Origin of the sequence: Gordonibacter sp. RACS_AR49, assembly GCF_030418435.1 — a bacterium.
Taxonomy (GTDB): Bacteria; Actinomycetota; Coriobacteriia; order Coriobacteriales; family Eggerthellaceae; genus Gordonibacter; species Gordonibacter urolithinfaciens.
This window is the reverse complement of sequence record NZ_JAIUDM010000001.1, coordinates 615,404-642,303: the sequence shown is the minus strand read 5'-3', so window position 1 is coordinate 642,303 and position 26,900 is coordinate 615,404. Positions and strand designations below refer to the sequence as shown.

The window sequence follows — 26,900 nt, the reverse complement described above, 5'->3', positions numbered from 1 at the left end:
GGCGGTCTCGCCGTAAGGCAAGGGCAGAGCCCTTGCCTTACGCTCGACCCGGGACAGACGACGAGGCGAAACTTTCATACCGCACCTTCTCGCTACTTGCGCTTTTTAAGCCCCATCCAGATGAGCGCGGCCAGCGCGGCGCCTGCGAGCGGGGCCGCGATGAATACCCACACCTGCGAAAGCGCGCCGGCATCGCCGGAGACGGCCATCATAAGGGCCGGGCCGAAGCTGCGTGCCGGGTTCACGGACGTGCCCGTAAGCGGAATGCCCATGATGTGCACGAACGCCAGCGTGAGGCCGATGATGATGCCGGCGTAGGGCGCCGTGCGCTCGTCGGCTGTCGAGCCCAGCACGCTGAGCACGAAGATGCAGGTGAGGATCACCTCGACGATAAGGGCTCCCACCAGGGATATTCCCACGGCGGACGCGGCTCCGTAGCCGTCGCAGCCAAGGCCCGTGGCAGCCACGCCTCCCAGGTCGCACATGCTTATGACGAGCGCGAGCACGGCCGCGGCCACGATGCCGCCGACGAACTGCGCGACCCAGTAGCCCACGAGGTCCTTGCCCGACAGGCGCTTGTCCAGGAACAGGCCGAACGATACGGCCGGGTTGATATGGCACCCCGACACGTTGCCGATGACGAACGCCATCGCCACGATGGAAAGGCCGAACGCCATGGCTATGCCGAGCGTGCCTAGCGTCGCGCCTGCCACGGCGGCGCTGCCGCAGCCGAACAGCGTGAGCACGAACGTGCCGAACGCCTCTGCGGCGTACTTTTTCATCGATGATGCTTCCATATTGAGGCTCCCCTTGCTTTCGATAAGCGAATGCTTGCGCGGGCTCATGCGCTGCACGGGCCCGATGCGTTCTTGCCTGTGCGCGCCCGCGATGCGCGGTTGCTTGCGGGCGCGCCGATTCCTCTGCCGGCCGTTACTTGGTTTTGCCGATGCGGCAGATCGTGCTGCCGCACACGGGGCACGTGCCCTTCGTGATGGGCTTGCCGTTCTTCGTGGTACTGGCCACGGGGTCAGCCATGACCTTCTTCTCCTTGCACTTCATGCAGTACGCCTCGACCGCCATGGGTGGTCTCCTCTCCTTTGAAAATAGTTGGCGCTGTTATCGTCGTTTGACCGTAACCCCATGTCAATACGGTTAAAATGTAGTTGAAAGGGTTGACAGCGCACGTTGGCCGACCGTTCTTTGACACGCGGTTGCCAGCGGGCGTATGATCAAGGCATGCCGTTCGTCGAAAAACAGTTCAGCCCGAAGGTGGTGCTGGTCGCCATGCTGGTGGGCACCTTCGTGGCCTCAGTCAGCCAGAGCATGCTCACGAGCGCCCTTCCTGCTGTTATGCGCGAGTTCGGCGTGGATGCCACGCTGGGGCAGCTGCTTACCACGTCGTATATGTACACGTTGGGCATCGTGGCCGCGTTCTCGGCGTTCCTCATCACCCGCTGCAACGTGCGCTGGCTGTTCCTGGGCGCGCTCGCCCTCTTCGCGGCTGGCTGCGCGCTCGCGTACAACGCCACGGCCTACCCGCTGCTGCTGGCTGCACGGCTCATGCAGGCGTGCGGCACGGGCGTGCTCATGCCCCTCATCCAGGTGGTGGCGCTGGAGATCTACCCGAAGGACCAGTACGGCCAGGCCCTGGGCCTGGTGGGGCTGGTGTTCGGGTTCGCGCCGGTCGTGGGTCCCACGCTGTCGGGCATCATCACGGATGCGCTCGGATGGCGCACCATCTTCCTGCTGCTGGGTTTCGTGGCCGTGGCGTCGCTTCTGGCCTCGTCGCTTGTGGTGCGCGACGTGGGCAGGCACGAGCGCATCGCGCTCGACGTGCCGTCCGTGCTGCTGTACACGTTCGGGTTGGTCGTGTTCATGGTGGGAGTGACGGGCCTCGAGCAGTTCGGGTTCCTCGATGCGCGCGCCTTCGGGCCCACGCTCGCGGGCGTGGCGCTGGTGGCGGTGTTCGCCGTGCGGCAGATGCGCCTGCGCAAGCCGTATTTGAAGCTTAGGCTGTTCGGCAACCGCGTGTTCCGCACGGGGGTGCTGCTGCTGGTGGTGGCGCAGATGGCCATGATGGCGTCGGCTCTGCAGGTTCCGCTCTACCTGCAGGAGATCCACGGGTTCTCGGCCACGCAGTCGGGGCTCACGCTGCTGCCGGGTGCGCTGTGCATGCCGCTGCTGAACCCGGTGACGGGGCGCCTGTTCGACCGCTTCGGCGGCAAGCTCGTGGGCATCGCGGGCTTCTCGCTTCTCATAGCGGGCACGGCCTCGTTCATGTTCTTCTCGGATTCAACGCCCGTGGTGCTGGTGGCGGCCCTGTACCTGGTGCGCATGGTGGGCGTGGCGTTCATTCTCATGCCCATGACGGCGTACTGCATGACGGACCTGGGCGGGGACGACCTTCCCCAGGGCACGGCCATCGTGAACTCGCTGCGGCAGATCTGCGGGTCCCTGGGCTCGTCGGTCATGGTGGCCGTGGTGGCGCACGCGTCGGCGGGCGCGGCGGTGGTTGCCGGGGCGGGTGTGAGCATGCACGGGTTCAGCGTGTCGTTCGGCCTGCAGGCAGCGTTGCTGGGCGTGTCGCTCGTGGGGACCATCGTGTTCGTGCATGGCAAGCGTCACGGCAAGGATGCGAAGGGCGCGGCTGCGGCCTGACGGGCGGCGCCGCGGACTCGGGCGGCGCACCTGCGGCGCGCGGCCTGGCGCTCCCTCGGCGGGGCACACCGGCCTGGGCGGGTTGCCGCAGGTTCCGCGCGCTCGAGTCCGCGGCGCGGGAGCCGTCTACCAGGCTACCGTCACGCCGGCCCAGTCGAGGATGCCCTTGTCCATGTTGTACACGTTGGTGAAGCCGTTGTTGATGAGCTGCGCGCAGGTTTTCCGGGCGCGGTTGCCGGTGCGGCAGTAGGCGAGCACCGGGGCATCGCGGTCGAGCCCTTCGAGCTCCGGAGGAAGCTGGTCGAAGCTGTCGTAGCGCATGTTCAGCGAATCGCGCAGATGCCCGTCGCCGTACTCCTGCGGCGAGCGCACGTCCAGGATGGTCACGCCGCCCCGGTCGACCAGGTCCTCGGCGGCCTCGCTTGAGATCAGGTGGTAGGCGCCCGAGTCGAGCGCCCGTTGCTCCTCGGCCGTGATGATGACTTTGACCGAGCCTTCCCCGTCTGCCATGCTGTCCTCCCGCCTGCCCTTCCCGACACGGCGAGCGGGGGAAGGACGTAAATGTATCTAAGATAATTACAGTTTATGACGGTAACAGTAATTCTCTTCGCGGGGCCTGTCAAGCGGAAGTTCCCCTGCGCGGTGAAAAAACCGGGCAGCCGCTTGCGCGGGGGCGCACGCGTCCCTGCGCAAGCGGCTGCCATCGGCGAGGGTGCAGGGCCGCACGGGATCTGCACCCGCACCGCCACGGGCGCAGGGCCGCGTGCTACCCTACTTGCGCGAACAGGTCGTTGAACGCCTCGCTCATGGTGGGATGCGTGTACACGGCGTCGCGCAGCACCTGGTAGGGAAGCCCGGCATCCATGGCCAGCTTTATTGTGTTTATCATCTCGTAAGACTCCTCGCAGAACAGATGGGCGCCCAGGATGCGGCCGGTGCCGGCATCGACAACGGCTTTCAACAGCCCCGTGGGCTTCTGCAGCAGCTGCGCCTTCGGGATGGCCGCGGCGGGCAGCTTCGCCACCTTCACGTCGAAGCCGGCGGCACGCGCCTCCTGCTCGGTCATGCCCGCGCGCGAGAGCGGCGGGTCCAGGAACACGCTGTAAGGCACGGTGCCGCGGTTCGCCGTGGTTCGCGCGCCGTCGCCCAGCACGTCCGCCTTCACGATGCGGGAGTCGTCGAGCGAGATGTAGGTGAACTGCAAGCCGCCCGCCACGTCGCCCAGCGCCCAGATGTTCGGCGCGGTGGTGCGCAGGTGCTCGTCGGTGCGCACGGCGCCGCGTTCGGTGAGCTCCACGCCGGCCGCCTCGAGGTTGAGGCCGTCCACGTTGGGGCGGCGGCCGGTGGCCACGAGCACGGCGTCGGCGGGCAGGCGTTCCTCGGCGCCGGAGATCTCCACCGTCACGACGGCCTGGTCGGCTTCGTCGTCGATGCGCCGCACGCCCGCTCCGCGGATCACCCGGATACCGCGCCCTTCCACGCTGTCCAGCACGGCCGCGGCTATCTCGGCGTCTTCGCGGGGCAGGAACGCGTCCTCGTTCTGCACGACCGTGACCTGCGAGCCGAAGTTGGCGTACATCGAGGCGAACTCCATGCCGATGTAGCCGCCGCCGATGATGACCAGGCGCTCGGGCAGCGTGCGCACGTCGAGCAGCGTCTCGCTCACGTGCACGCGCGGTCCGTCGACGCCGGGGATGGGCGGCACGAACGGGCGGGCCCCCGTGTTGATGAACGCCTGCGCGGCCTCGATGGTTTCCCGGGTGCCGTCCGGCTTGGCCACGGTCAGGTGCGTCGCGTCGGCGAACGAGGCCGTGCCGTCCACCACCTCCACGTTTGGCAGGTCGGCCAGCTTGCGGTAGTTCTTGCTGCGCAACAGGCCGGTCACGCGATCCTTCTCGTCGACGGCGGTCGCGTAGCGCGCGGCACGCTCGCTGAACGTGCCGCCTTGCGCTGCCGACAGCGCGGCGGAATGCACGAGCGACTTCGTGGGGATGCAGGCCACGTTGATGCAGGTGCCGCCGTACATTTTCGGAGACTTCTCAACCAGTGCCACCGTCTTGCCCGCTGCGGCGAGCGCGCCTGCCAGCGTCTTGCCGCCCTTGCCGAATCCTATGACGGCTGCGTCGACTCGTCTCATGATGTTTCCTTTCAGGGAAGGGGGATGGTTCGCTGCTCGTAGTGCTCGTAGGGCCGGGGGCGTCGGGGAGCGTGCCGACGTGGCGCGACTCGTCGAGGTTGCGTTTGCCCACACAACTACGAGTTCGGTCGTGGCGGCACGCTCCCCGACGCCCCCGGTTCTGCGGTCGGCGTGCCGTGCAAGCCGGGAGAGCGGGGGGCGGAATGCGGGAGGAGGGGCTTGCGCCGCAACTAGGCGCCGTCCGGCGTGGAGCCGGCCACGGTGCCGTAAGGCCAGTCGACGATACCGCCCATGTCGTTCACCTCGGTGAAGCCCAGGGCAACCAGCTTGTCGGAGGCCTGCTTGCTGCGCACGCCGGTGCGGCAGTACACGATGAGCTTGTCGTCGGTGCTGCTCAGCTGCGAGGGCTGCGTCGACCCGATATCCTCGTTCGGGATGTTGAGGGCACCGGGCACGTGCCCGTCGGCGTATTCCTTGGGCGTGCGCACGTCAACCACGGTAACGCCTCCCTCGTCGATGAGGGCCTTGGCCTCCTCCGCCGTGATCTTATGGTAGGCGCTCGCGCCCCTGCCGGCATCCACGCCCGAGCCCGTGCCGGCATCTGCACCCGATCGGGTACCCTCGCCCGTGTTCGGGCTGCCCGTCATTCCGCCGGTCTGCGCGCTGCAGGCCGCCAAAGCGAGCGTCGCCGTCAAGGCGAGCGCTCCTGCGACCATGATGAGCGACCTGCTCCTGGTCCTGTTTTTTCTCATATTCGCTCCCTCCTACGCCTTCCCATTTATTGTATCCGTTTCAGATACAGTTATTGACTGTAACAATAAAGCATACAGTTCTAAAAGTCAACACGGTCAGTAGGATTTCTCCCGCGAGCGACGCAAGCGAAAACAAAGGGGGATTTTGCTAGATTCTCGTTAGTTCCCCGCAAGGTTTGGCGGAATGCTGCGTCGGAACCGCACAAGGTTCTCGCGGTTTTGCACGGGCCTTCCTGACGGTCGCGGTGCAAGGTTGCGGCGGTAGGATACATGCCACGAAGCGCGGAGGTGGCGCGGTTCCACACCCCTTTCCACTCCTATCCCCGAGTGTTGGGCGAAACGGAAGGGTGGTGGAGACCATGACCGATTTGGTGCTTATGGCGGTGGCAATCTCGAGCTGGCTGCCAGTACGGTGCAGTTAGTGGCTGTAATACTGGAGCGGCTCCCAATCCGCAAGGACGGGGAGCCCTCAAAGTAAGACCAAACCGCCGAAGCGATTCGAGAGCCGTGGGGAGTTAGCAGCTCCCTGCGGCTCGCCCGCATGATAGCACGGCCTCGCGTCGTCCGCCACTTATACCGGCAGGGGCTTCGGCAAAATCCTCTTCCGACCGCGGCGCAGCCTGCTTGGCTGGCCGGCAACGCCGACGGTCTGCACGATGGTCGGCAACGGCGCCATCCTGCATCAAGCTCCGCCGCCCGTGCTTGCCTCTTGCGCCTACCCCGCCACCTTCGCGAACAGGTTGTTCAGCTCCTCCGTGACGGTGGGGTGGGTGAACACGGCGTCGCGGATGTCGGCGGCGGTGCAGCCGTCGTCCAGAAAGCGCTTCGCCAGGTTCACGATCTCGGGCGCGCCCGAGCAGTACAGGTGGATGCCCAGCACGCGCCCCGTGGCGTTGTCCACGACGCCCTTCATGAGCAGCGCCTCCTTGCCCAAGAGCGGCACCTTCGGCAGGTCGTCGGCCGTCATGACGGCGCAGGCCACGTCGAACCCCTGGTCGCGCGCCTCCTGCTCGGTCAGGCCGACGTGGGCGAGCGGCGGGTCGGCGAAGATGCAGGACGGCACGGCGCCGCGGGTGCCCTTCGTCTTCGTGCCGTCGCCCAGCACGTCGGAGGCCACGATGCGGTAGTCGTCGTACGACACGTAGGTGAACTGCTGCGGCTCCGTCACGTCTCCCATGGCCCAGATGTTCGGCGCGGTGGTGCGCAGGTGCTCGTCGGTGACGATGGCGCCGCGCCCGTCCACCTGCACGCCGGCGGCCTCGAGGTTCAGGCCGTCCGTGGCGGGGCGCCGCCCCGTGGCCACGAGCGCGAAATCGCCGGGCAGGCGCACTTCCTTGCCATCTACGTCGGCTATGACCAGCACCTGCGCCACATCGTCTTCCAGGCTCTTCACCTGCGCGCCCAGCATGAGCTTGATGCCCCGCTGCTCGAAGTTCTCGCGTACGGCGCGCGCCATGTCGGCGTCCTCGCGCGGCAGGAAATCCTCCCCGCCCTGCAGCACCGTCACGTCAACGCCGAAGTCGGCGAACAGCGAGGCGAACTCCAGCCCTACGTAGCCAGCGCCCACGATTACCGTGCGCTCGGGAAGTATCTTCACGTCCAGCAGCGACTCGCTCGTGTACACGCGCTTGCCGTCCGCACCGGGAATGTCGGGCAGCGCGGGCACGGAGCCGGTGTCGATGAACGTGCGCGCCGCCTCCAGCTGGCGCTCGCCGTCGGCCGTGCGCACGGACAGGTGGGTGGCGTCCACGAACGTGGCCTCGCCGTCGATGACCTCGATGCGCGGGTTGTCGGCGAGCGTGCGGTAGCTCCGCTCGCGAAGGCGGGCCGTGGCCTCGTTCTTCTCGTCGATCACGGCCTCGTAGCGCTCGGCACGCGCCGGGAACTCGCCGCCTTCGAACGCGCTCACGGCCGCCGCATGCACGAGCATCTTCGAGGGGAGGCAGGCGGTGTTGACGCAGGCCCCGCCGTACATGCGGCTCGAGCGCTCGATCACGGCGACGGTGAGACCCGCGCTCGCCAAGTCGAGCGCCAAGGGCTTGCTGGCTGCTCCGAATCCTATGATCGCCGCATCTACCTGGTCCATGGCTCTTCCTTTCCTCGGGGTCCGCGCGGCCGGGTGCCGTCGCGTGCACGCGCCTACGGCGCAACGGGTTGATTCTGGTGGGTGCGCGCTTTGCGCGCGTTGTGCTCATCGTACGTCTTGCTCGCGCGCGTAACCTGTCGCGCGGGCTCCCTTGCGCCGTGCGATAACCGAGCTGTTGGCAAATCGCGATGCAGCCCGCCGCGCGCCGCCCAGGCAACCGCCTCCGAACAACGGCGCACGCAGCCTGCCAAAACCTTTATACTGTCAGTGAAGGAAGCTCGCCGGCGACAAGCGCGTTCGAAGCGGACGTGCGCGAAAGGAGCGCGACATGAAGATCAACAAGGTATTGGTGGCTGTGGACGAGTCCGAGGGCGCTCGGCGCGCGCTCGAGCTGGCGGAGGCCCTGGCTGCGCCCGATCCCGACATGCACCTCGATCTGGTGTACGTGGTTCCCATCCCACTGCTTGACGAATCGCAGACGGCCAGCTTCAAGGATATCCTCGACATGATGATATCCGACGGCGAGGACGTGCTGGCCAAGATGGAGGAAAGCCTGGGCGAAGACGTGGCCGCGCGCACCGAGACCCTGCTCATGACGGGTGTGAACCCTGCGACGGAGATAATCAAGCTCACCGAGCAGCGCGATTACGATATGGTGGTCATCGGCAACCGCGGTCTCGTCGGCCTCAAGGAGTACATGGGCAGCGTGAGCCATAAGGTGCTGAACGGCACGAGCCTCCCGGTGCTTATCGCCCGGTAGCGTTTCGCCGATAGCAGCTGCACGCAAGCGCACCGCTGGGGGGCGGTGCGCGGCGGCCTCGCGCTCCTGCAGGGCCGCCGCAAAGAGCAAGGAGGAGAAATTTGAGGGAACGCAAGAACTCGTTGGTCCTGTTCAGCAAACCGCCGGCGCCGGGATTGGTGAAAACTCGCCTGACAACGCTCAAGGACGGCGTGTTCACGCCCGAGGTGGCCTCGGCGCTGTACCACTGCATGCTGTTCGATGTGACGGAGGTCTGCTGTGCGGCGCTCGCCGACCTCGAGGCGCGTTCGGCCGAGCGGGCCGAAGCCGAGGGCGTGCGCGACGTGTACGAGCTGGTCATCTCCACAACGCCGGCGTCGAACGTCGGGGTCATGCGCGACCTGTACTACAAGGCGGGCACGTGGCCGCGCCCGATCACGTTCATCGCCGACGAGGGCTCGAGCTTTGACGAGCACTACAACCATGCGTTCGCGCAGGCGTTCGAGCGCGGTGCCGACGCGGTGCTGTCCATGGGCGCCGACATGCCGGCGCTCACGAAAGCCGACGTCATTGCCGGGTTCGACGCGCTGCACCGCTTGGACGACGTGGAGGGCGGCGGTATCGTGCTGGCGCCGGACCAGGAGATGGGCGTGTCGGTGATCGGGTGGACGCGCGAGACGGACTTCGACCACACGGGCGTGTTCTACAATCCCGACGGCCTTACCGTGCTGCCCGCCTATATCGCGAAGGCGCGCAAGCAGGGGCTTCCGGCGCTGTACCTGCCACCCATCCCCGACGTGGACACCATGGCCGACCTCATGCACGCCATCACCGTGGTGGAGGCGCTGTGCTACTGTGCGAAGTTCGACGACGTCACGCCGCCGTGGCGCACTGCCGACGCCCTTAAGCAGATGGGCTGGGACGAGGTGCGCGTACCGCCGAACGACCTTCACGACCCCCGCGAGGGGATCGACTGAGGAAAAGCCGCCACGAGGGGGATGCTGCGCGGAGGAGCGTGCGATGCTCCTCCGCGCAGCGCACGTTCTCCTAGGATGCTTTCCCGCCCTTTGTCCCCCGTCGTGTTCTGCTGTCCTCGAAATGCTGGCAGCGCGATTTCCGACGCCGTATGCACTGCATCATCTCCTTCCTGCGTCTGCTCCTGCGTCATCCTGCGAACCTCACGCTCGGTGTGACAAGTGGTCTCGCCCTGCCAGGATCGCGAAATGTTCTGGCGGGGCACTCGCCTATCGTTCTCAAGCTTGAAATTGCACCGTTTTGACCGCTGTGAAGCGATTTCCAAGGCTTGGAGGCACCTTCGCGCGGCGTGGCTGAGAAGATGGGAGCGTTTTCCCAGCTCGCCGACCGCGTATCCTTCTCGTGCGAATTCGATGGGCTTCACAGCGGTCAAAACGGTGACTCGGGAGGGCCGATATTGCGAAGAACCCATGCTAGACCGCGCCAGATCCTCCGCGAACGGACGTGTGGCGCATTGCTGACGGGTTGGTGTCCGCTGCGTGCGAAGGTCGGCGCGCGACCGCGCGGAATTGCATACTTGAGGTTCGAGATTCGGCGGACGCGAAGGAGCGGCGATGGAAGGCGTGGATCGAACAGGCGGCACGGCGGCCGACGAGGCGCGGGTGCGCGAAGCGGCAGAGACGCAGCGAACGACCAAGGCGGCGGAGGCGAGCGGCTCCGCGCGCCCTTCGACGGTCCCTTCGCCCGCTTCGGCCACCACCGAAGGAGTGCCTGCTGTCGCCGTGCGCGACGCGCAGGAAGCCGCCGCGGCCGAGCGCGCCCGAGAGCTGGCCGCCGCCTCCGCCAGGCAGGGCGACGTGCCTGCCGCCGAGCTCAAGCCCGAGCGCAAGCGCGGCGTGGCGGCCGTGTTCGCGGGCCTGCTTTTGGCCATGTTCGTGTCCACGCTGTCCGAGACGGTCACGGCCACGGCGCTGCCCACCATCGTGGGCGACCTCGGCGGTGTCGACCACATGCAGTGGGTGACCACGGCCTACATCCTGGCCTCCACCATCATGATGCCCATTTACGGCAAGCTGGGCGACCTGTTCGGCCGCAAGTACCTGTTCATCGTGGCGCTTTCGGCGTTCATCGTGGGCTCGGCCACCTGCGGGCTCGCGCCCAGCATGGACGGCCTCATCGCGGGTCGCGCCGTTGAAGGGCTCGGGGGCGGCGGCCTCATCATCTTGGCGCAGGCCACCATCGCCGACATCATCCCGCCCCGGCAGCGCGGCAAGTACATGGGCGTCATGGGCTCGGTGTTCGCCGTGTCCACCGTGGTGGGGCCGCTTCTGGGCGGCTGGTTCGTGCAGGTGACGGGCTGGCGCTGGCTGTTCGCTTTCAACATCCCGCTGGCGCTCTTGGCTATCGCGGCCGTGGCGTTCTTCCTCACGAACCCCGAGCGTCGCGACGACCGCCCGCCGGTGGACGTGGGCGGCATGATGGCCATGGCCGTTTCGGTGTCGTCGCTCGTGCTGGCCACCGCATGGGGCGGCACGTTGTATCCCTGGCTGTCATGGCAGATCATCGGCTTGTTCGCGCTGTTCGTGGTTGCGGCCGTGGCGTTCGTGCTGGTGGAGCGGCGGGCGAAGGAGCCCATCATCCCGATGCTCCTGTTCAAGAACCGCAACTTCGTGGTGTGCACCGTCACGGGCATGTTCATCATGCTGGGCATGATGGGCACGGTGTCGTATCTGCCCACGTACTTCCAGATCGTGGACGGCCTCGCGCCCGAGCAGGCCGGGCTCATGACGTTCCCCATGATGGCGGGCGTGCTGCTCACGGCGGTGGGCACGGGCTTTTTGGCCACGAAGACCGGGCGCTACAAGTGGATGCCCATCGCGTCGTGCGCCGTGGCGGCGGTGGGCTTCGTGCTGCTGTCGCGCCTCACGCCGGATACATCGCTGCTGGTGACGGGCGTGTTCCTGTTCGTGCTGGGCTTCGGCATAGGCCTCGGGCAGCAGATCCTCGTGCTCATCGTGCAGAACGAGTTCCCGCACGCCATCGTGGGCACGGCCACCGCGGCCAACAACTTCTTCCGGCAGATCGGCTCCACGCTGGGCGCGTCGCTCGTGGGCGCGCTGTTCACGTCGCGCCTCGCCGCCGACCTGGCCGCGCAGCTGCCGAAGACGGACAACATCAGCATGAACCGCATCACGCCCCAGTTCATCGATCACCTCGGCGGCCCCGCGCGCGACATCATAACCACCGCGTACTCCGACGCGCTCGTGCCCATCTTCCTGTACGTGGTGCCCCTGCTGGTGGTGGGCTTCCTCCTCATGCTCACCCTCAAGGAGAACCCCCTGGCAAAGAGCGTGAACCACACCGGCCACCCAGGGGACGATGCGCTGTAGGGGCATGAGGGCTTTTCCGGCTTCACGACGTCGAATCAGGCCCCTCATGCCTAAAACGAGCCGTTTTGGCAATCCATAGTATATAACTATGAATATGTTCGAAGAACGCCACCTGGTGAAACGCCCTCGCTGCTCGCTGTATGAGCGTCGGAAATCCCTCCGAAGCCGTGTCGCGATTGCCAAACCGGCTCGTTTTTGGCAGAAGCGGGAAAAAACGGCGTCACTACCGGCGCAGCTCCCAGAAGGCCACGGCGCTGGCGGCGGCCACGTTCAGGGAGTCCACTCCGTGCTGCATCGGGATGCGCACCGTGTAGTCGCAGGCGGCGATGGTGGTGGGCGCCAGGCCGTCGCCCTCGGTGCCGAACACCAGCGCGAGCTTCGGCTCGGCGGCCAGGTCGGCGTCGTCCAGCGGCACCGAGTCGTCCGACAACGCCATCGCGGCCGTGGCGAATCCCAGATCGCGCAGCAGCGGGAGGCCGTCCTCCGCCCAAGCTCCCTTGCCCGCGCGCGGGTCCGCCTCCTCGCCGATGCGCGTCCACGGCACCTGGAACACGGTTCCCATCGACACGCGCACCGCACGGCGGTACAACGGGTCGTAGCACTCGGGTGTCACGAGCACGGCATCCACGCCCAGCGCCGCGGCCGAACGGAAGATGGCGCCCACGTTCGTGTGGTTCGTGATGTTCTCCAGCACGGCCACGAGCTGCGCATTGCGCACGATGTCGGCCACTCTCGGTGGCGCGGGGCGTTTGAATGCCGCAAGCGCACCGCGCGTCAGCTCGAACCCCGTGAGCTTTGCCAGCTCCTCGCGCAGTGCCACGAACACGGGCACCTCAGGGTGCTCGGCCTCGATTCGCGCGACGACTGGCTGCAGGGCGTCGAGCCACTTAGCTTCCATAAGCAGCGACAATGGTTGCATTCCCGCCTCGAGCGCCCGCTCTATCACGTTGCTCGACTCCGCGATGAACACCCCGCGCTCCGGTTCCAGCCGGCTGCGCAGCTGCACGTCGGTCAGCCGCGCATACGCATCGAGCCGCGGGTCGTCGAGCGTCGAGATCTCCACTAGGGGCATGGCGGGCACCTTCCTCGTTCCGTGTCGTTCGCAAGGACTATACCAAAAGTCGGTGCCTGGATGCCGAAGGGGTTGCGCGCGACCCTCTCTTGGCAAATCGCCCAGCCCCGGTTTCCGTGCAAAAGTCCCTAGCGCCTGTTGCAGGCAGCGCGGACTTCGGCTGCCACGTCGCGCACGTTCGCCAGGCCTTGCGTGCAGAACTCGTCGCAGGTGAGCATCTGCGCGCCGATGTGAGCCATGTCCTCGATGTTCGTCGCCTGCACGGCCGGGGTGCGCGACGAGGTGCAATCCTCGATGACGGCCACGTTGTAGTCGAGCGAGAGCGCGTCGTAGCAGGTGGTGCGAATGCAGTTCGGCGTGGTGGTGCCGATGAGCACCACCGTCCCCACGCCCAGGCGACGCAGCACGTTGTCCAGATTCGTGTTGAAGAACGCGGAGAAGCGCGGCTTCACCACCACGCGGTCGCCGGGTTGCGGCGCGAGCGGCGCCGGCTCGTCGAGCGAGTGCGGATTCGCGCACGCCCGCGACACGGGCTTGCCGCCGCCATCCCAGGCAGCGTGGCGCACCGCCTCTACGTCCGAGCCGTCCTCGGCGTACTCGCGCACGACGTGGAACACGGGCATGCCCAGCTCGCGCGCGTGGTCGAGCGCGCGCGAGCACGCGGGCACCGTGGCCGCCGCCCCTTCCACGCACAGGGCCGATGCCGGGTCGATGAACCCGTTCTGCATGTCGATGATGATGAGGGCCGCCTTGTGCGGATCGATCATAGCGCGCTCCCTTCTCCGAGCTCGAACACGTTCTTGCGGTAGTCTATGATACCCTCTTCCCTCATCCGCGACAGCTCGGCGCACATGGCGCTGCGGTCCACGGACAGGTAGTCGGCCAGTTCCTGGCGGTCGAACGGCACGGTGAAGCGGCTCGTTCCCGCTGCACGGGCCTGGTCGGAAAGGTACGACAGCAGCTTGGCGCGCGTCGTGCGCTGCGACGTGTGCTCTATCTTGCGCGTGAGCGCGTGCGCGCGGCGCGCCACGATGCCCAGCAGGTTGCGGACGAGACGCGCGTGGAACGCACACGACGCAGGGCACAGGCTGGTGACGCGCCGCACGTCCATGAGCAGGACAAGCGCGTCCTCGGCCGCCACCACGTTGAGGTCGAGGGGAAGGCCGGGTTCGCAGGCGTACACCTCGGCGAACGATTGGCCGGGGCCGAACGACGCCAGGATCGTGCGGTTGCCCCAGTAGTCCTCCTTCTCCAGCCGCACCGCCCCCTCCAGCACCAGCCCCATGCACGTGGTCACGTCGCCCACGCGCAGCACGGCCGACCCTCGTGGGTAGCGGCGCGCGCGTGCGCCCAGGCAGTGCAGCAGCGCCTCGAGGTCGTTGTGGTCGATGCCGTCGAACAGCGACGAGCGGCTGATGACGGGAAGATGGCGGTCCATAGTCTTCCTTTGTTGCATATACAACAGAAACGGGTTCATTATCATCGAGCGGGGCCTGCAAGGCAAGTGAAAGCGGGGAAGGGCGAGGAGCCGGGCGAGGCGAATGCGCCATCCCCATGCAGGCGTCGGCCATCTGGTGCGGCGAGGGGGCGCGGCCTGCGCACGTCCTCGCCCCTTTGGCCTGCAAGGCCTGCCGTACGTTCTGCGGCTATGCCTCTGCGAGCACGCGCAGCTCGGCGAGCGCTCGCCGGTAGAACGGGGTGCCGGCAATGCGCAGGGCCTCGTCGACGTAGCGAGGAGCCCAGTGCAGGTGCTCCAGCCTGAACGCGTCCGCCAGGTTGGTGGCGCGTGCGGCCGCCCCATCGTCGCCCGCCTCACGGGCATCGGCCTCCTCCTCGTGCAAAAATGCCAGGAACCCCAGCAGCGTGGGAAGGAAGTCCTCCGGCTCGTTCGACGCTCCCTTGGGCGGCAGGAAACCCTCCCGCTCGTAAAGTTCCGCCAGCCCCACGCAGCCCGGGCCCTTCAGCAGGCGCTCGCCTCCCCGGTAGATGGACTCGTACGGCAGCGGGCTGTCCGCATTCGTTCCACAGCATAGCGCCGTGTAGTCAACGCGTATGTCTCGGAGGGCAGGCTCGCTGAAGGCGTTCTCCAGGTGTCCGGTCGTGCAACCGCTGCCCGCGAAATCGCCCGAGTGGTCGGCCTTCGCATTGCCGTCTGTGCCACTGTTCGCGCAATTGATTCCCACTTTGCCACCTTGGCGCTCGTCCGCTTCCGCCCATGCGGCCCTGCAGCGCTCGACGACCTCGGCCGTGGGTGCATCCGCAAACGCCTCGGCCATAAGCAGGCACCGGGCGGCCTCGTAGCGGCTACGCGCGGCGGCATCCATCGCACCCACCCGCTTCGCCGCATTCCGCCCCGTTGCGCCAGGCAGGGCTGTAGAGCCCCTCCATGCCCCGCCACTCCTTGCTGTGCAGCAGGTAGTGCACGCCGGGGTCGTTGCCCGCCTCGGGCTTGAGCCGGTGCGCGTAGCCCTCCCACGAGGCCAGGATGCCCGACACCAAGCTGTCCGGGTCGTCGAAGTCGCCGAAGAACCACGATCCGGTCAAGCACTCGCCCACGCATGCCGGCTCCAGGCCCGCATCCACGCGCTCGGCGCACAGGTCGCACTTCGCGATACGCCCGGTCAGCGGGTCGAGGTCGATGGCGCTGTAGGGGCACGCCCGCACGCAGGGTTTCCCCTCGCACGAGGCGCACGCGCCCGTGTCGCCCACGGCCACGATGCCGTCCGCGCGCTTCTCCAGCACGCCGTGCGCGCACGCCGGCACGCAGGACGGCCGGCCGCAGTGCTGGCACAGCAACGGTACGAAGTACGTGTTCGGGTGGGGGAAGCCCTCGTCCAGCGCCGTGCGCACGTCCACCGGGTGCGACCCTATGAACGTGCCGTGCTCGCGCTTGCATGCCGCCATGCAGCTGCGCAGGTCGTTGCAGGTTTCCAGGTTCACGATGATTCCCAGCCTAGTCATGGCAGGCCTCCTTGTCGGTCGGGGAGTCGGTCGGGGATGCGGTGCCTTCCGCGGGCATGAGCGCCTCCATCTGGGCGCGCGTGATCTCCGGGCGGTAGCGCTCGAGGTCCTCGGTGCTGCACGGGTAGATGCGGCAGAGCTGCGAGCGCAGACCGGGCGTGCCGGTCTCGGGCGTCTCGTCGTTGGTTTGCAGCAGGCAGCCGGCGTTCCATTCGAAGGCGCCGTGCAGGTCTTCGCAAGCCCCTTTCTCCGGCCGCCACCAGGCATGCTGCGAGTACGACACCACGCCGGGCGCCGTCATGAGCCTGAAGCTCGCCTTCCCCATGATGCGGTTCAGGGGCGCGCGGCCGCCGGTCGCGGGCGCTTCAACCCAGATCCAGTCGCCGTGCCCGACGCCGTTCGCACGCGCCGTCTCGGGGTTCACGAACACCTCCGGCACCGGGTTGATCTCGCGTATCCACGGAAGCTGGCGGAACTCGGAGTGGAAGAAGCCCGCCTGGCGTTTGCCCGTGGTCAGCACCAGCGGGTAGTCCCGTGCCAGGTCCGGCCGGCTGGCCGGCGACTCCATGGGCTCTTCGTACACAGGCAACGCAGGATAGCCCGCCCGGTGGTGCAGCGTAGAGAACAGGTTCACCTTCCCGGTGTCGGTGGGGAACTTGCCGGCTATGAGATGGCGGTTTCCCTCCGGCGACGCCTGGTAGCCCGGCGCGTACACCACGCGCTCGTCCAGGCATTCCTCGAAGCTCTTGCCCAGGAACTTCCGCGTCCAGATGTCGCGTTCCTCGTCCAGGGTGTCGGCCATCCAGAACCGGCCGTACTCGCCCGCCCAGAACATCGAGGTCTCCGGGTTCAGCAGGCCATGGCCGTATTTCGGGTCCAGCTTCTCCAGTTCGCGGGACAGCAGCGCGCCGAACTCGTAGTCGTGCCGCGCCTCGCACACGGGCTCGATGGCCTTGCGGTAGAACTTCTTGAAGGCGTTCACGGTGCCCAGGTTGATCTCCAGGTAGTTGCGCTCGAGGTAGGTGAGGGCGGGCAGCACGTAGTCGGCCATCTCGGCCGTGGGCGTCATGACGATGTCGGATACCACGTGCAGCGCTATCTTGCTCTCGTCCTCCAGCAGGCGCATCCATCGCGCGGTGGCGGGGTCGTGCGTGAGCCAGTTCGAGCTGATGGCGATGATGCCGTGCACAGGATAGGGCTTGCCCGTCTCGGCGGCCTCCAGCACGCAGCCGATGTCCGGGAAGCACAGCATGCCGTCGGCGTTCTGCGGGCGCACGGGGTGCCACTTCGACCACTCCTCGTAGGCGTAACCGCAGCCTATGCGGTGCTCGTAGTAGCCCAGGCGCTTGCGTTTCTGCTCGAGCGGCAGGCCGTCGGCGAAGCTGATGTCGAACTCGCCGGGAAAGTACACCGGGGTCACCGGATAGAACTGCGACATGATGGTGCCGCCTGGGCGCGGGTCGTCCACCTGGCCCTTCAGTGTTTTCAAGATGGCGATGGCGTTGATGTACTGCGACAGGTTCGTGGACATGTACTGCGTGCCCTGGAAGAACTCAACCGGGTCGGCGGCGCCTATCATCTCCGCCGTGCGCTCTATCTGCGCGGCGTCGACCCCGGTGACGGCGGCGGTGTGCTCGGGCGTCCAGGCCTCCACGTTGTCTGCGAGCACTTGGAAGGCTGGCTTGCAGGCCACGTCCATGCCGCAGCGGCCCACCTTCGCGTGGTACGTGCCGAACAGGGCAGGGCGCACGCCCTCGGGCAGGATGGCGGGGGAGGGGTCCGTGCGCACCTCGCGCGCGAAGAACGCCTCCTCCAACTCCTCGTAGTGCTCCCGACCGCTAACGCCGCCCTCCCACTGCACCTCGCCGGCATCCCAGAACCTCAGCGAATCGCTCGCCTCGTCCCAGAACAGGTAGCGGTCGGCCTTGCCGCCGCGCTTCACGTCGCTCTCGCGCAGCAAGCCGCCCGTGTCCTCGCGTACCAGAAACGGTGCGTTCGTCCAGGCGCGCACGAAGTCGTCGCGGTACTGGCCGGTTCTCAGCAAGTGGCGGATGACGCACAGGCAGTACGCCAGGTCGGTGCCGGGGCGGATGGGCAGCCACTCGTCGGCCTTGAGCGCGTGCGGGCCCGCCACCGGGTCGAGCGCGATGTGCTTCATGCCGGCCGTTTTCGCCGCCGAGCCGGCGCCGGCCAGCACGGGCCAGCAGTAGTTCGTCTCGATGCCGAAGGTGACGAACAGCTCGGAGGGTGCCGTGCCCACGTTCTGCGCCAGGTAGCTGCCGAACGTGATCTGCTCGTGGAACTGGGGCAGGAAGCATACCTGGATAGCGCCGTAGTAGTTGTTCGGCGTGCCGATGGTGCGCGCGATACGGTGCGCGATCCATCCCATGTCGTGCCGACCGGTGCGGCCGGGCAGCACGAACGTCTCGGGACCGTGCTCGTTCGACAGGTCGTACACCTTGCGCGCGATTTCGGCCACGGCCTGGTCCCACGACACGCGCTCCCACTTGCCCTCGCCGCGCTTACCGGCACGCTTCAGCGGATAGCGCACGCGCGTGGGGCTGTATGCCAGCTGCGGCCCGGCGATGGCCCGCGCGCACACCTTGCCGGTGCCGCCCTCCTCCGGCGGGACGGCGTCGATGCGCTCCAGCCGGCCGTTCCTGACCGTTGCGTAGGTGGCGCAGTTCAAATGGCAGGCTCGGCAATGGTTGTAGGTCCTCTTCGCCTCTTCCATCTTCGTCTCCTTGCTCTCGGGTTCGCGCGTCCGCCTGCGTGCCCGCGGCGGGCGCTGTCCTCAAAGTACGGGAACGGCCGGGGCTTGGAATCGAGGGAAACGGCGTATTTGCGCCGCCAGGGCGCGCTGGTGCTGGCCGGAATCAGGCCGTTTCTCGGGAAGAAGGGTTTATGGTGAAAAGTATGAGAGCGTGCGACCTGCGAAAACGTTCGTAAGGAATCACAGGGGCGAAGCGATGTCTCATTCCCCTCGCTTCGCGGCCTCGAGGCGTGCCTCGAACAGGTCGGCGAGCTCGCTGCGGCTGCTGATGTCGAACTTCTGGTAGATGTGGTAGATGTGCGTCTTGGTGGTGTGGGCGGAGATGCACAGGATGCCGCTGATGCGCTCCGTGGTGTTCGCCTTCAACAGCAGTGCGAGGATCTCGGCCTCGCGCGGCGTGAGCGACGCCTCGTCGGCCATGGCGCGGCAGCAGCCCATCCACACGCCCGTCCGGCGTGCGGGCCGCTCGTCCGCGACGGCGTCCGGGTCGCCTGCTCTATCGCCCTCCGCGATGGCGGCGGCACTCGCCCTGCCGGCTCCCGCGACCGCCGCATCGATCGCTGTCTCCTGCGCCGTGCGGTCGGGCTCCTCGCGCACCAGCACGATCAGGAAGCACAGCACCACCACCAGTGCCAGGCTCAAGCCTGCAACCAGCTCCGCCGCCGGGTCCGCCGCCAACGCGACCATGGCGGCAACGCTACCGGTTATGAGCCCCTTCACGAACGAGCGGAACCCGATGACCAGCGGGTACAGCGGCGGCACGGCATACTTCTTCGACAGGAAGTGGTGCGTGTCGAACACGAACGCCATGAAAAGGGCGCAGGCGGCGAACGACCATACGAACGCCAGCGGCGCGAACGCCTCGCCCAAAGCGCCCCACGGCAGCAGGCCCATCACCAAAAACGGGAACGCGAAGCGCTGCGCCTTGCCGAACAGCATGTTGCCCGGGTTCCTCACCAGCAAAAACAGCGACACTGCGGCGCCTGCTACGAATCCCAAGGCCCCGGCCAGCTGCGCGAGCGCCTCCCAGCGCGGCGCGGCCACCACGAGTTCGATGCTCTTCAAGCCCACGACGATGCCGTAGAACAGCAGGAACCAACCGGTCTGCGAGTTCAGCGACATCTTGGCGAACGCCTGCGCCGTGAGCATCTTCTCGGGATTGTCGATGTCCAGCAGCCGTCGCGAGTACGCGAACGCAGCCGCGGTGCCCGCGACGGCAAGCACGGCGAAGACGGCCAGGCCGCAAAGGGGGCCGAATTCGGAGCACAGGCAGTACCCGATGATGCCCAGCACCAGGGAGGCGCACAGGCACACCACGAACGCCCCGCGCTCGAAGCCGATGGCGAAGTCCAGCGCCAGCAGCCCGGCCACGCCCACGGCATAGCCCAGCACGAGGCCGGCCGCCGCAGCGGCGTACGGGGCGGCCGCGCCGCCCGCAAGAAGGGCCCCGCCCAACGCCAGCGAGCCGGCAAGCAGCACGGCCAGGTCTGCCGCCAGCACGCGGCTTCGTTTTTGGTAGTCGTGGAATATGGGCACGCGTAGCAGGGTGGCGTAGGCTCCCAGGATGCCTGCGAGCGCGGCGACGAGCGGCAAGCCGTCGACGGGCGCCCACCCGGCCTCGGGCAAGGCGCCGGCCACGCCGAACAGCAGATAGGCGATGCCGTACCACACGAACGTCAGGTGCGTCGTGGCGTACACGGCCAGCAGCAGGTCGGCGTTGCTCTCGGCGCGGGTTTCCGCGCCCAGCTCGGCAATACGGTTGGAATCGGCTCTGTCGTCCATGGAGGCCCCCTTCCCCACGATGCCGAAGGCCGCGATCCCCTTCAAGGATGGCTCCGACACAGCCCCGTTCGGCTATCGGCGAACCGATTCTATCACAGCGCTCGGGCCGCGCACGGGGCGACGGGAGGATTCCCGCGGCGCGCAGATCTGTGGCATAAAAAACGTTTTACCAGTTCAAACGCCATCAATCAGCGACCTCATACTTTTCTTCGTACCAAAGATACCACGTTTCGCCACAGGGGAAACCGCCGCGCGCCGCCCCTATACGCCCTTTCCTGCGATTCGCCGTGCGGGCCCGCCCCGTATAGTGCGGGCGGAAGGCGGGCCCCAGGAAGGAGGAGCGGCCCGTACGGTACTATGAGACTATGGGAAAGGGGAAAGGAATGAAAGAGATAACCAAGGCGCGCGCGGCCGCATCGGCCACCGGATGCGCGCTCATCCTCACCACGGGCACGGGCCTCACCACCGTGCTCAACGCCATGATCCCGGATCTGATGAGCGGCATGGGCAATCCGCCGCTCACGCTGTTCATGCTGGGTCCCAGCCTGGCCACTATCTTCGCGTTCATCGGCAGCCTCGTGGCCACGCAGCTTCTGGAGAAGCTCACGCCGAAGTGGTCGCTTCTGCTGGGCACCCTGGTGGTCACGCTCATGCTGGTCATCTTCGCCATGACGAGCAGCGTGTATTGGTGGATATTCGCCAACGCCCTCAATGGCGTGGTGCTGTCGTTCGGCGCGCATGCCGCCGCCTCGGCGGTCACGGCCAAGTTCTGGGGAGGCCGCACGCAGTCGGTGTACGGCGTCATCTCGGGCGCGTACTCGCTGCTGGTGGCCGCCGAGGTGTTCCTCGTGGCGTTCCTCATGAGCGTGACCGACTACCGTACCGTGCTGTGGATATTCGCCGGCCTGAGCCTGGGCATCGGCGTGTTCTCCAACCTCGTGCTCATCGGCCGCGTGCCGAAGCATGCCCCCGACGAGGGCGAGGCGGCGCGCCAGGCGCAGAAGGCCGCAGTCGACGAGGTGGGCGTGTCCCTGAAGGAGGCCCTGCGCGGGCCCACGTTCTACCTGTTCGCCATCGTCATGTTCATCGGCGCCTGGGCCATGAGCGCGGTGAGCACGTTCTCCACGGTGTTCTTCACCACCTACGGCGTGCAGGAAGCCGTGGCCGCCTCGTACTTCGGCATCCACACGCTGGTGGGCGCCGTGCTCATGCTGTTCGCGGGCTTCATCACGCGCAAGTTCGGCACGCGCGTGTCGGGCGTGCTGGTGTTCGGGTTCTTCATCGTGGGCATCCTGTCGCTGTTCGTTTGGGCCAGCGTGGGCGGGTTCCCGCTCGTGTTCGCGGGCATGGCGCTCACCTCGGCCATCCTCATCGTGGCCATCCTGCCGTCGCTGTTCATCCCGGAGCTGTTCGGCATGAAGCACTACGCCAGCATCAACGCGGCGTGCATGGCCATGTACTTCCTGGGTCACTCCGTGGTCATGATCGCGCTGTCCGGGCTTACCGAGGCACTGGGCATCAACAATGCGTTTTTGTTCACGGCCGGGCTGGGCGCCGTGGCCATCGTGTGCGTGGTGTTCGCCTACGTCACGCGTCCCATGAAGAAGCTGGCGAAGGCCTCCTCCGCTCCGTCCGCCTCTGCACCGGCCGAGGCCTAGACGCCGTTCGCCCCGGCACGCGGCCGCCACGTCGCAATGCCGCGCGCCGGCTGGCGAAGGAGAGAGGAGGGGAAAACGATGGAGCAGGTTAGCAGGGGAAGGGCGATCGCCGCCGCCATCGGCTGCGCCCTCATCCTCACTACGGGCACGGGTACCACCACGGTGCTCAACGCCATGATCCCCGATCTGCTGGAGGGAACGAACGCCACGCTCAGCATGTTCATGATCGGTCCGACGCTGGCCACCATCGGCGCGTTTCTGGGCAGCCTCGTGGCCACGAAGGCCATCAACCGGATCACGCCGAAGTGGTCGCTGCTGCTGGGCAGCGTCACCGTTTCGGCGGTGCTGGCCATGATCGCGCTGGCCACCAACGTGTACCTTTGGATCGTGGCGAACGTGCTCAACGGCGTGGTGCTGTCGTTCGGCGCGCACGCGGCGGCATCTGGCGTGGTCGCAAGGTTCTACGGGCGGCGCACGCAGGCGGCCTACGGATTCGTGGCTGGCGGGTACTACGTGCTCACGGCGCTCGAGGTGTTCCTGGTGGCATTTTTGCTGAGCGTGGCGGACTACCGCACGGTGCTGTGGACGTTCTCCGGGCTCAGCCTGGCGGTGGGCCTGTTCTCGAACCTCGTGCTCATCGGCCGAGTGCCCGCGGGGTCGGACCCGGGGCCCGAGGCGACGTGCGACGACAAGGTCCACCGCGGCATCACGCTGCGCCAGGCGCTGCGCACGCCGTCGTTCTACCTGCTGTGCGCCGTCATCTTCCTGGGAGCGTGGGCGCTTGACGGGACGAGCGCGTTCTCCACGGTGTTCTTCACCGCGCATGGCGTGTCGAACGCCGATGCGGCCGCGTTTTTGGGCGTGCACACGATGATGGGCGCTGTGCTCATGATCGCCGCCGGCGTCATCACGAACCGGTTCGGCTGCCGCACCACGGCGCTTGTCGTGTTCGTGTGCTACGCGCTGGGCATCGGCATGCTGCTGGCCTGGGCGCAGACGGGCGCGGTGCCGCTCGCGTACACGGGCATGGCGTTCGCGTCGACCATCCTCATGGTGTCCATCCTGTCGTCGCTGTTCATCCCCGACCTGTTCGGCATGAAGGACTACGTGAGCATCAACGCCGCCGTCATGTCCGCCTACTTCCTGGGCAACGCGTCCGCCATGGCGGGCCTCGCGCGGGTGACCGACCTGCTGGGCGTGGACCGTGCGTTCATGCTGATCGTGCTGCTGGTGATGGTGGCCATGGCGTGCATGCTCCTGTCCTACGTGCTGCGCCCCATGAAGAAGATCCAAGCCGACTGCGAGGCGGCCGCGTGCAAAGCCGGCGATGCGCCCGCCGTCGAGTCCGGCGGCGGAGACGGTGCCGGCCGCGTCGCGTGAGAAACCGCATTCCCGTACAACCGATTAACCGACGAACCTGCAAGGAGAAGACCATGGCCGTGAAGACAACCCGCACGGTGTGCGTGACCTGTCACGCCCGCTGCGGCGCAATCGTCCATTCCGAGGACGGCAAGATCGTGAAGGTGGAGGGCGACCCGAAGAACCCGCGCAGCAAAGGCGTCTTCTGCGGGTCGGGGCTTTCCCAACGCGAGATACACAACAACACCGAGGGGCGCATCCTGTACCCCATGAAGCGCTCCGACTGGGACCCTAAAGGCGAGCGGCACCCCGAGAACCGCGGCAAGAGCGCGTTCGAGCGCATCAGCTGGGACGAGGCGCTGGACATCATCGCCGACGAATGCTTCCGCATCAAGGAGGCGTACGGCCCCGAGGCCATCATCACCGGCCAGGGCACGGGCCGTACCTGGAACCACTGGCACTGCCGCATCAACTCGTCGCTCGGCCTGGAGGGCTGGAGCCTGGCGCCCACGCACGTGTGCCTCATGCCGCTCATGCTGCCGAACGCCTTCACGCTGGGTATCTTCAGCGACTGCGACGGCGACCTGGCCAACGCCAGCACCATCGTGCACTGGGGGTGCAGCCCGGCCACGCAGCGCTCGCGCACGAAGATGATCTTGGATCGCATAGAGGCGGGCCTGACGAAGTACGTGGTTATCGACGTGCGCTACACCGACCTCGCGAAGAACGCGGAGTTCTTCCTGCAGCCGCGCCCCGGCACCGACTCTGCGTTGGCGCTGGGCTTCATGAACGTGATCATACGGGAGAATCTCTACGACGAGGAATGGGTGTCGTGCTGGACGTACGGCTTCGACGAGCTGGCCGAGCGCGTGGCGCAGTTCCCACCCGAGCGCGTGGAGGCCATCACCGGCGTGGCCGCGGACGATATCGCCGGCTGCGCACGCCTGCTGGCCACGAACGGGCCGGTGGCGTTCCAGGCGGTGCTGGGCCCCGGATGCATGCACACGAACGCCATCCAGTCGGGCCGTGCCGTGGCGTGCTTGCAAGGGCTGCTCGGGCATCTGGACGTTCCCGGCGGCGTGCCCATCAACGTGGCGTTCAGTGCCATGCTCGACGACCGCATCACGCTGTGGGACCCTGCCAAGGACCCCGGCCGCGCCGACCTGTTCACGTTCGGCGGCGAAGATTACCCTCTCTACAAGGTGTTCGGCCGCTCGAACGCCCCCGCCTCCGTGTTCGAGGCCGCCATCACCGGCGAGCCGCGCCCCGTCAAGATGATGGTGTTCGTAGCCAACGACCCGCTGCTGTGCTACGAGAACGCCACCCGCGTGCACGAGGCCATCACCTCGCCGCTCGTGGACACCATCGTGTCGAAGGACTTCTACTTCTCGCCCACCACGAAGCTCGCCGACCTCGTGCTGCCCACGGCCGACTGGTCGGAGCGCGACACGGTGGACGAGGAGCTGTTCGGCAACCTGGTCATCTCCACGGAGCGCGCCGTGGAGCCGCCGGGCGAGTGCTGGGACGACTGGAAGTTCTTCCTCGAGTGGGGCAAGCGCATCAAGCCCGAGGACTGGCCGTGGGCCGACGAGCGCGAGATGGTGCTCTGGCGGCTGAAGGAGTTTTACGGCATGGACCTCACCTGGGACGAGTATGTGCAGGGAGCGTACTTTCCGCTCGACGACGGCAGCGGTTCGGACGGGCCGGTGTACAAGAAGTACGAGAAGGGCATGATCCGTCCCGACGGGCAGCCTGGCTTCAACACGCCCACGGGCCGCATCGAGTTCTGGTGCGACGCGCTCGCGCGGTTCGGCTACGATCCGCTGCCCGACTACACCGAGCCTGCCGAGACTCCCGTGTCCCAGCCCGAGCTGGCAAAGGAGTACCCGCTCATCCTGGTGACGGGGCATCGGTTGTATGCGTTCTTCCACTCGGCGTGGACGAACATTCCCGCGCAGCGCGAGCTGTACCCTCACCCGTTCGTGCTCATCCATCCCGACGACGCGGCGGTGCAGGGCATCATCGAGGGCGATTGGGTGACGGTGGAGTCGCCGCGCGGGCATATCGTGTCGAAGGCGCACGTCACGCATGAGATATTGAAAGGGGTGCTGGCAGCTCCGCGGCACGGCTGGCGCGACGAATGCCCCGAGCTGGGGCTTCCCGGCTACGGCTGGGACAAGGCCAACCCCAACGTGCTGGTTCCGTCCCGCCCTGCCGAGCCGCGCTGGGGGGCCACGGCCATGCGTTCGACGCTGTGCCGCGTGAAGAAGGGAGCTGATATCAATGGCTAGCATCGGCATGCTGCTCAACACCGACCGCTGCACCGGCTGCTACAGCTGCCAGACCGCCTGCCGCGAGGCGAACCGGTTCGGCTACGATGAGAAGTGGATGGAGGTGGTCCGTCGCGACCCGCGTCCCGTGGACGGTAGGCTGCGCTTGTACCACCTGGTGGCGCCGAACCTCGACAAGTGCGGCGCGTGCTACGGGCGCGACCCGCGCCCCCTGTGCACGAAGGTATGCACGACCGGCGCCTTGCAGGTGGGTCCGGTGGAGGGCCTGCTGAAGCTGCGCGCGAAGAGCAACGTGGTGCTGTACGCCCCGAAGGGGGAGTAACGGGGAAGGGGGCGGGTGCCCCCTTCCGTTCCCTAGATGTCCACGCCCAGGAACTGCTTCACCAGGATGCCGATGACGAACGACAGCGCGGCCACGCCCAGGCTGATGCCGGCCATCTGGCCGAAGCGCTTCTTGAACGGCAGGTCCTGCGCCACGGAGATGTAGTAGTTGAACACCACCAGGATCAGCAGCACGATCACGATCATGGTGCCCATGGCCCACAGGTAGTGCGCCTCGTCGAACAGCAGGTACGGCAGGATGAGCAGCGCCACCGTCACCAGGTAGGCGATGCCCGTGTACGTGGCCGACTTGAACGCGTCCGGCCGGCCCTCGCTTTTGGACGAAAGGTACTCGCTCGACGCCATGGAAAGCGTTGCCGCTATGCCGGTGATCAGGCCCGAAAGTGCGATGAGGCGCGTGTTCTGCATGGCCAGCGTCAGGCCCGCCAGCGTGCCCGTCATCTCCACCATGGCGTCGTTCATGCCCAGCACCATGCTGCCCACGTACGACAGGCGCTCCTCGTCCAGCATGTCCAAGAGCGCTGCCTCGTGCGCCTCCTCGTCGGCGCGGATGTCCAGCGCCTCGGGGGCCTCGCGCGCCAGCTCCTCGTAGGAGATCTGCGCCTTGGCCTCGCCCTTCTCCATGAGCTTGACGGCGAACGTGAAGCCGAACACGAGCGCGATCAGCGCGTAGCGGTGCACCTTGCCGGCCTGCGGGCGCATCTCCTCGCCGGTGTAGCGCTGCCAGATGGTCGCGTGCTTGGCCTCCTCGTCGGCGATGCGCAGAAGGGTGTCGCGGTTGCCTGCGTCCTTCGTTCGCTGGGCGATGCGGCGGTACACCTCGGCCTCCGTGGCCTCGTTCTGCTGGAACGCGCGGATCTGCGCGAGCGCCGCCGGGGAAAGGCGGGCTCCCTGGGGCTGGTCGTTGTCGGTCATGATGCTCCTT

Annotated in this window: 22 protein-coding genes; 8 read left to right on the top strand and 14 right to left on the bottom strand. The window is 67.0% G+C overall.

Translation table 11 applies throughout. The features are described 5' to 3' along the window. Positions 1-92: 92 nt before the first annotated feature. Together LB310_RS02735 and LB310_RS02730 are read right to left on the bottom strand one after the other, a co-directional pair. Positions 93-797: an aquaporin gene (locus LB310_RS02735; RefSeq protein WP_167380494.1), complete on the bottom strand. Its 705-nt coding sequence runs from the start codon at positions 795-797 to the stop codon at positions 93-95. Positions 798-930: 133 nt separating this feature from the next. Beyond that, complete coding sequence (locus LB310_RS02730) at positions 931-1,080, bottom strand: DUF5679 domain-containing protein (protein WP_166521691.1); 150 nt, start codon at positions 1,078-1,080, stop codon at positions 931-933. Positions 1,081-1,236: 156 nt separating this feature from the next. Here LB310_RS02730 and LB310_RS02725 point away from each other — a divergent pair, with 156 nt between their 5' ends. After that, on the top strand, positions 1,237-2,658 hold the full coding sequence (locus LB310_RS02725) for a DHA2 family efflux MFS transporter permease subunit (protein WP_096227628.1): 1,422 nt from the start codon (positions 1,237-1,239) through the stop codon (positions 2,656-2,658). A 126-nt stretch (positions 2,659-2,784) separates the two neighbouring features. Here LB310_RS02725 and LB310_RS02720 read toward each other — a convergent pair whose 3' ends face one another. From LB310_RS02720 to LB310_RS02705, 4 genes are all read right to left on the bottom strand, one after another. Beyond that, entirely contained in the window at positions 2,785-3,168 is a 384-nt protein-coding gene (locus LB310_RS02720) for a rhodanese-like domain-containing protein (protein ID WP_096227629.1), read from the bottom strand. A 256-nt stretch (positions 3,169-3,424) separates the two neighbouring features. Further along, positions 3,425-4,795, bottom strand: a complete 1,371-nt coding sequence (locus tag LB310_RS02715) for an FAD-dependent oxidoreductase (protein WP_278804853.1) — start codon at positions 4,793-4,795, stop codon at positions 3,425-3,427. Between the two features lie 230 nt (positions 4,796-5,025). Then, on the bottom strand, positions 5,026-5,547 hold the full coding sequence (locus LB310_RS02710; RefSeq protein WP_224768054.1) for a rhodanese-like domain-containing protein: 522 nt from the start codon (positions 5,545-5,547) through the stop codon (positions 5,026-5,028). 715 nt (positions 5,548-6,262) lie between these two features. Beyond that, positions 6,263-7,633: an NAD(P)/FAD-dependent oxidoreductase gene (locus LB310_RS02705; protein WP_278804854.1), complete on the bottom strand. Its 1,371-nt coding sequence runs from the start codon at positions 7,631-7,633 to the stop codon at positions 6,263-6,265. A 328-nt stretch (positions 7,634-7,961) separates the two neighbouring features. On the opposite strand from LB310_RS02705, the gene LB310_RS02700 reads away from it, so the two are divergent. The 3 genes from LB310_RS02700 (at position 7,962) to LB310_RS02690 (ending at position 11,737) form a co-directional block, all read left to right on the top strand. Then, positions 7,962-8,393 (top strand): universal stress protein, encoded by a 432-nt coding sequence (locus tag LB310_RS02700; protein ID WP_087191789.1) that lies wholly within the window; start codon positions 7,962-7,964, stop codon positions 8,391-8,393. Between the two features lie 101 nt (positions 8,394-8,494). Continuing rightward, a complete protein-coding gene (locus tag LB310_RS02695) occupies positions 8,495-9,349 on the top strand; it encodes a DUF2064 domain-containing protein (protein WP_087191790.1) in 855 nt (284 codons plus the stop codon). A gap of 612 nt (positions 9,350-9,961) precedes the next feature. Further along, the gene (locus LB310_RS02690) at positions 9,962-11,737 is read left to right on the top strand and encodes an MDR family MFS transporter (protein ID WP_278804855.1); all 1,776 of its coding nucleotides are present in this window, start codon (positions 9,962-9,964) and stop codon (positions 11,735-11,737) included. A gap of 223 nt (positions 11,738-11,960) precedes the next feature. Here the strand turns inward: LB310_RS02690 and LB310_RS02685 are convergent, their stop codons facing one another. From LB310_RS02685 to LB310_RS02655, 7 genes are all read right to left on the bottom strand, one after another. Further along, positions 11,961-12,809 carry an RNA methyltransferase gene (locus LB310_RS02685; protein ID WP_278804856.1) on the bottom strand — a complete coding sequence of 283 codons (849 nt, stop codon included), beginning with the start codon at positions 12,807-12,809 and terminating at the stop codon, positions 11,961-11,963. Between the two features lie 128 nt (positions 12,810-12,937). Beyond that, the gene (locus tag LB310_RS02680) at positions 12,938-13,576 is read right to left on the bottom strand and encodes a cysteine hydrolase family protein (protein WP_278804857.1); all 639 of its coding nucleotides are present in this window, start codon (positions 13,574-13,576) and stop codon (positions 12,938-12,940) included. Beyond that, entirely contained in the window at positions 13,573-14,247 is a 675-nt protein-coding gene (locus LB310_RS02675; protein ID WP_278804858.1) for a Crp/Fnr family transcriptional regulator, read from the bottom strand. Before LB310_RS02675 ends, LB310_RS02680 begins: the two co-directional genes overlap by 4 nt. Before the next feature lie 208 nt (positions 14,248-14,455). Further along, a complete protein-coding gene (locus tag LB310_RS02670; RefSeq protein ID WP_278804859.1) occupies positions 14,456-15,133 on the bottom strand; it encodes a molecular chaperone TorD family protein in 678 nt (225 codons plus the stop codon). Further along, positions 15,114-15,770, bottom strand: coding sequence for a 4Fe-4S dicluster domain-containing protein (locus tag LB310_RS02665; protein WP_278804860.1), 657 nt, complete (start codon positions 15,768-15,770; stop codon positions 15,114-15,116). Before LB310_RS02665 ends, LB310_RS02670 begins: the two co-directional genes overlap by 20 nt. Beyond that, positions 15,763-18,504 carry a molybdopterin-dependent oxidoreductase gene (locus tag LB310_RS02660; RefSeq protein ID WP_278804861.1) on the bottom strand — a complete coding sequence of 914 codons (2,742 nt, stop codon included), beginning with the start codon at positions 18,502-18,504 and terminating at the stop codon, positions 15,763-15,765. The genes LB310_RS02665 and LB310_RS02660 overlap by 8 nt, the downstream gene beginning before the upstream one ends. 240 nt (positions 18,505-18,744) lie before the next feature. Next, positions 18,745-20,325: a helix-turn-helix transcriptional regulator gene (locus LB310_RS02655; RefSeq protein WP_278804862.1), complete on the bottom strand. Its 1,581-nt coding sequence runs from the start codon at positions 20,323-20,325 to the stop codon at positions 18,745-18,747. A 383-nt stretch (positions 20,326-20,708) separates the two neighbouring features. Between LB310_RS02655 and LB310_RS02650 the strand changes: the two genes are divergently transcribed. The 4 genes from LB310_RS02650 to LB310_RS02635 all read left to right on the top strand — a co-directional run bounded on the left by LB310_RS02650 (position 20,709) and on the right by LB310_RS02635 (position 25,955). Continuing rightward, positions 20,709-21,983 carry an MFS transporter gene (locus LB310_RS02650; RefSeq protein WP_278804864.1) on the top strand — a complete coding sequence of 425 codons (1,275 nt, stop codon included), beginning with the start codon at positions 20,709-20,711 and terminating at the stop codon, positions 21,981-21,983. Positions 21,984-22,061: 78 nt separating this feature from the next. After that, positions 22,062-23,363 (top strand): nitrate/nitrite transporter, encoded by a 1,302-nt coding sequence (locus LB310_RS02645; protein WP_278804866.1) that lies wholly within the window; start codon positions 22,062-22,064, stop codon positions 23,361-23,363. A 53-nt stretch (positions 23,364-23,416) separates the two neighbouring features. Beyond that, positions 23,417-25,633 carry a molybdopterin-dependent oxidoreductase gene (locus LB310_RS02640; protein ID WP_278804867.1) on the top strand — a complete coding sequence of 739 codons (2,217 nt, stop codon included), beginning with the start codon at positions 23,417-23,419 and terminating at the stop codon, positions 25,631-25,633. Next, positions 25,626-25,955, top strand: coding sequence for a hypothetical protein (locus LB310_RS02635; RefSeq protein WP_278804868.1), 330 nt, complete (start codon positions 25,626-25,628; stop codon positions 25,953-25,955). The genes LB310_RS02640 and LB310_RS02635 overlap by 8 nt, the downstream gene beginning before the upstream one ends. A 32-nt stretch (positions 25,956-25,987) precedes the next feature. On the opposite strand, the gene LB310_RS02630 is transcribed toward LB310_RS02635, so the two are convergent. Further along, positions 25,988-26,890, bottom strand: a complete 903-nt coding sequence (locus LB310_RS02630) for a VIT1/CCC1 transporter family protein (RefSeq protein ID WP_278804869.1) — start codon at positions 26,888-26,890, stop codon at positions 25,988-25,990. Positions 26,891-26,900 lie beyond the last annotated feature (10 nt).

Excerpts from the sequence above, each read along its gene's own strand:
- LB310_RS02675 (WP_278804858.1), bottom strand. The coding sequence starts at position 14,247 with ATGGACCGCCATCTTCCCGTCATCAGCCGCTCGTCGCTGTTCGACGGC.
- LB310_RS02705 (WP_278804854.1), bottom strand. The coding sequence starts at position 7,633 with ATGGACCAGGTAGATGCGGCGATCATAGGATTCGGAGCAGCCAGCAAG.
- LB310_RS02640 (WP_278804867.1), top strand. The coding sequence starts at position 23,417 with ATGGCCGTGAAGACAACCCGCACGGTGTGCGTGACCTGTCACGCCCGC.
- LB310_RS02685 (WP_278804856.1), bottom strand. The coding sequence starts at position 12,809 with ATGCCCCTAGTGGAGATCTCGACGCTCGACGACCCGCGGCTCGATGCG.
- LB310_RS02660 (WP_278804861.1), bottom strand. The coding sequence starts at position 18,504 with ATGGAAGAGGCGAAGAGGACCTACAACCATTGCCGAGCCTGCCATTTG.
- LB310_RS02680 (WP_278804857.1), bottom strand. The coding sequence starts at position 13,576 with ATGATCGATCCGCACAAGGCGGCCCTCATCATCATCGACATGCAGAAC.
- LB310_RS02630 (WP_278804869.1), bottom strand. The coding sequence starts at position 26,890 with ATGACCGACAACGACCAGCCCCAGGGAGCCCGCCTTTCCCCGGCGGCG.
- LB310_RS02670 (WP_278804859.1), bottom strand. The coding sequence starts at position 15,133 with ATGGATGCCGCCGCGCGTAGCCGCTACGAGGCCGCCCGGTGCCTGCTT.
- LB310_RS02710 (WP_224768054.1), bottom strand. The coding sequence starts at position 5,547 with ATGAGAAAAAACAGGACCAGGAGCAGGTCGCTCATCATGGTCGCAGGA.
- LB310_RS02720 (WP_096227629.1), bottom strand. The coding sequence starts at position 3,168 with ATGGCAGACGGGGAAGGCTCGGTCAAAGTCATCATCACGGCCGAGGAG.
- LB310_RS02715 (WP_278804853.1), bottom strand. The coding sequence starts at position 4,795 with ATGAGACGAGTCGACGCAGCCGTCATAGGATTCGGCAAGGGCGGCAAG.
- LB310_RS02650 (WP_278804864.1), top strand. The coding sequence starts at position 20,709 with ATGAAAGAGATAACCAAGGCGCGCGCGGCCGCATCGGCCACCGGATGC.
- LB310_RS02635 (WP_278804868.1), top strand. The coding sequence starts at position 25,626 with ATGGCTAGCATCGGCATGCTGCTCAACACCGACCGCTGCACCGGCTGC.
- LB310_RS02725 (WP_096227628.1), top strand. The coding sequence starts at position 1,237 with ATGCCGTTCGTCGAAAAACAGTTCAGCCCGAAGGTGGTGCTGGTCGCC.
- LB310_RS02690 (WP_278804855.1), top strand. The coding sequence starts at position 9,962 with ATGGAAGGCGTGGATCGAACAGGCGGCACGGCGGCCGACGAGGCGCGG.
- LB310_RS02730 (WP_166521691.1), bottom strand. The coding sequence starts at position 1,080 with ATGGCGGTCGAGGCGTACTGCATGAAGTGCAAGGAGAAGAAGGTCATG.
- LB310_RS02735 (WP_167380494.1), bottom strand. The coding sequence starts at position 797 with ATGGAAGCATCATCGATGAAAAAGTACGCCGCAGAGGCGTTCGGCACG.
- LB310_RS02665 (WP_278804860.1), bottom strand. The coding sequence starts at position 15,770 with ATGACTAGGCTGGGAATCATCGTGAACCTGGAAACCTGCAACGACCTG.
- LB310_RS02645 (WP_278804866.1), top strand. The coding sequence starts at position 22,062 with ATGGAGCAGGTTAGCAGGGGAAGGGCGATCGCCGCCGCCATCGGCTGC.
- LB310_RS02700 (WP_087191789.1), top strand. The coding sequence starts at position 7,962 with ATGAAGATCAACAAGGTATTGGTGGCTGTGGACGAGTCCGAGGGCGCT.
- LB310_RS02655 (WP_278804862.1), bottom strand. The coding sequence starts at position 20,325 with ATGGACGACAGAGCCGATTCCAACCGTATTGCCGAGCTGGGCGCGGAA.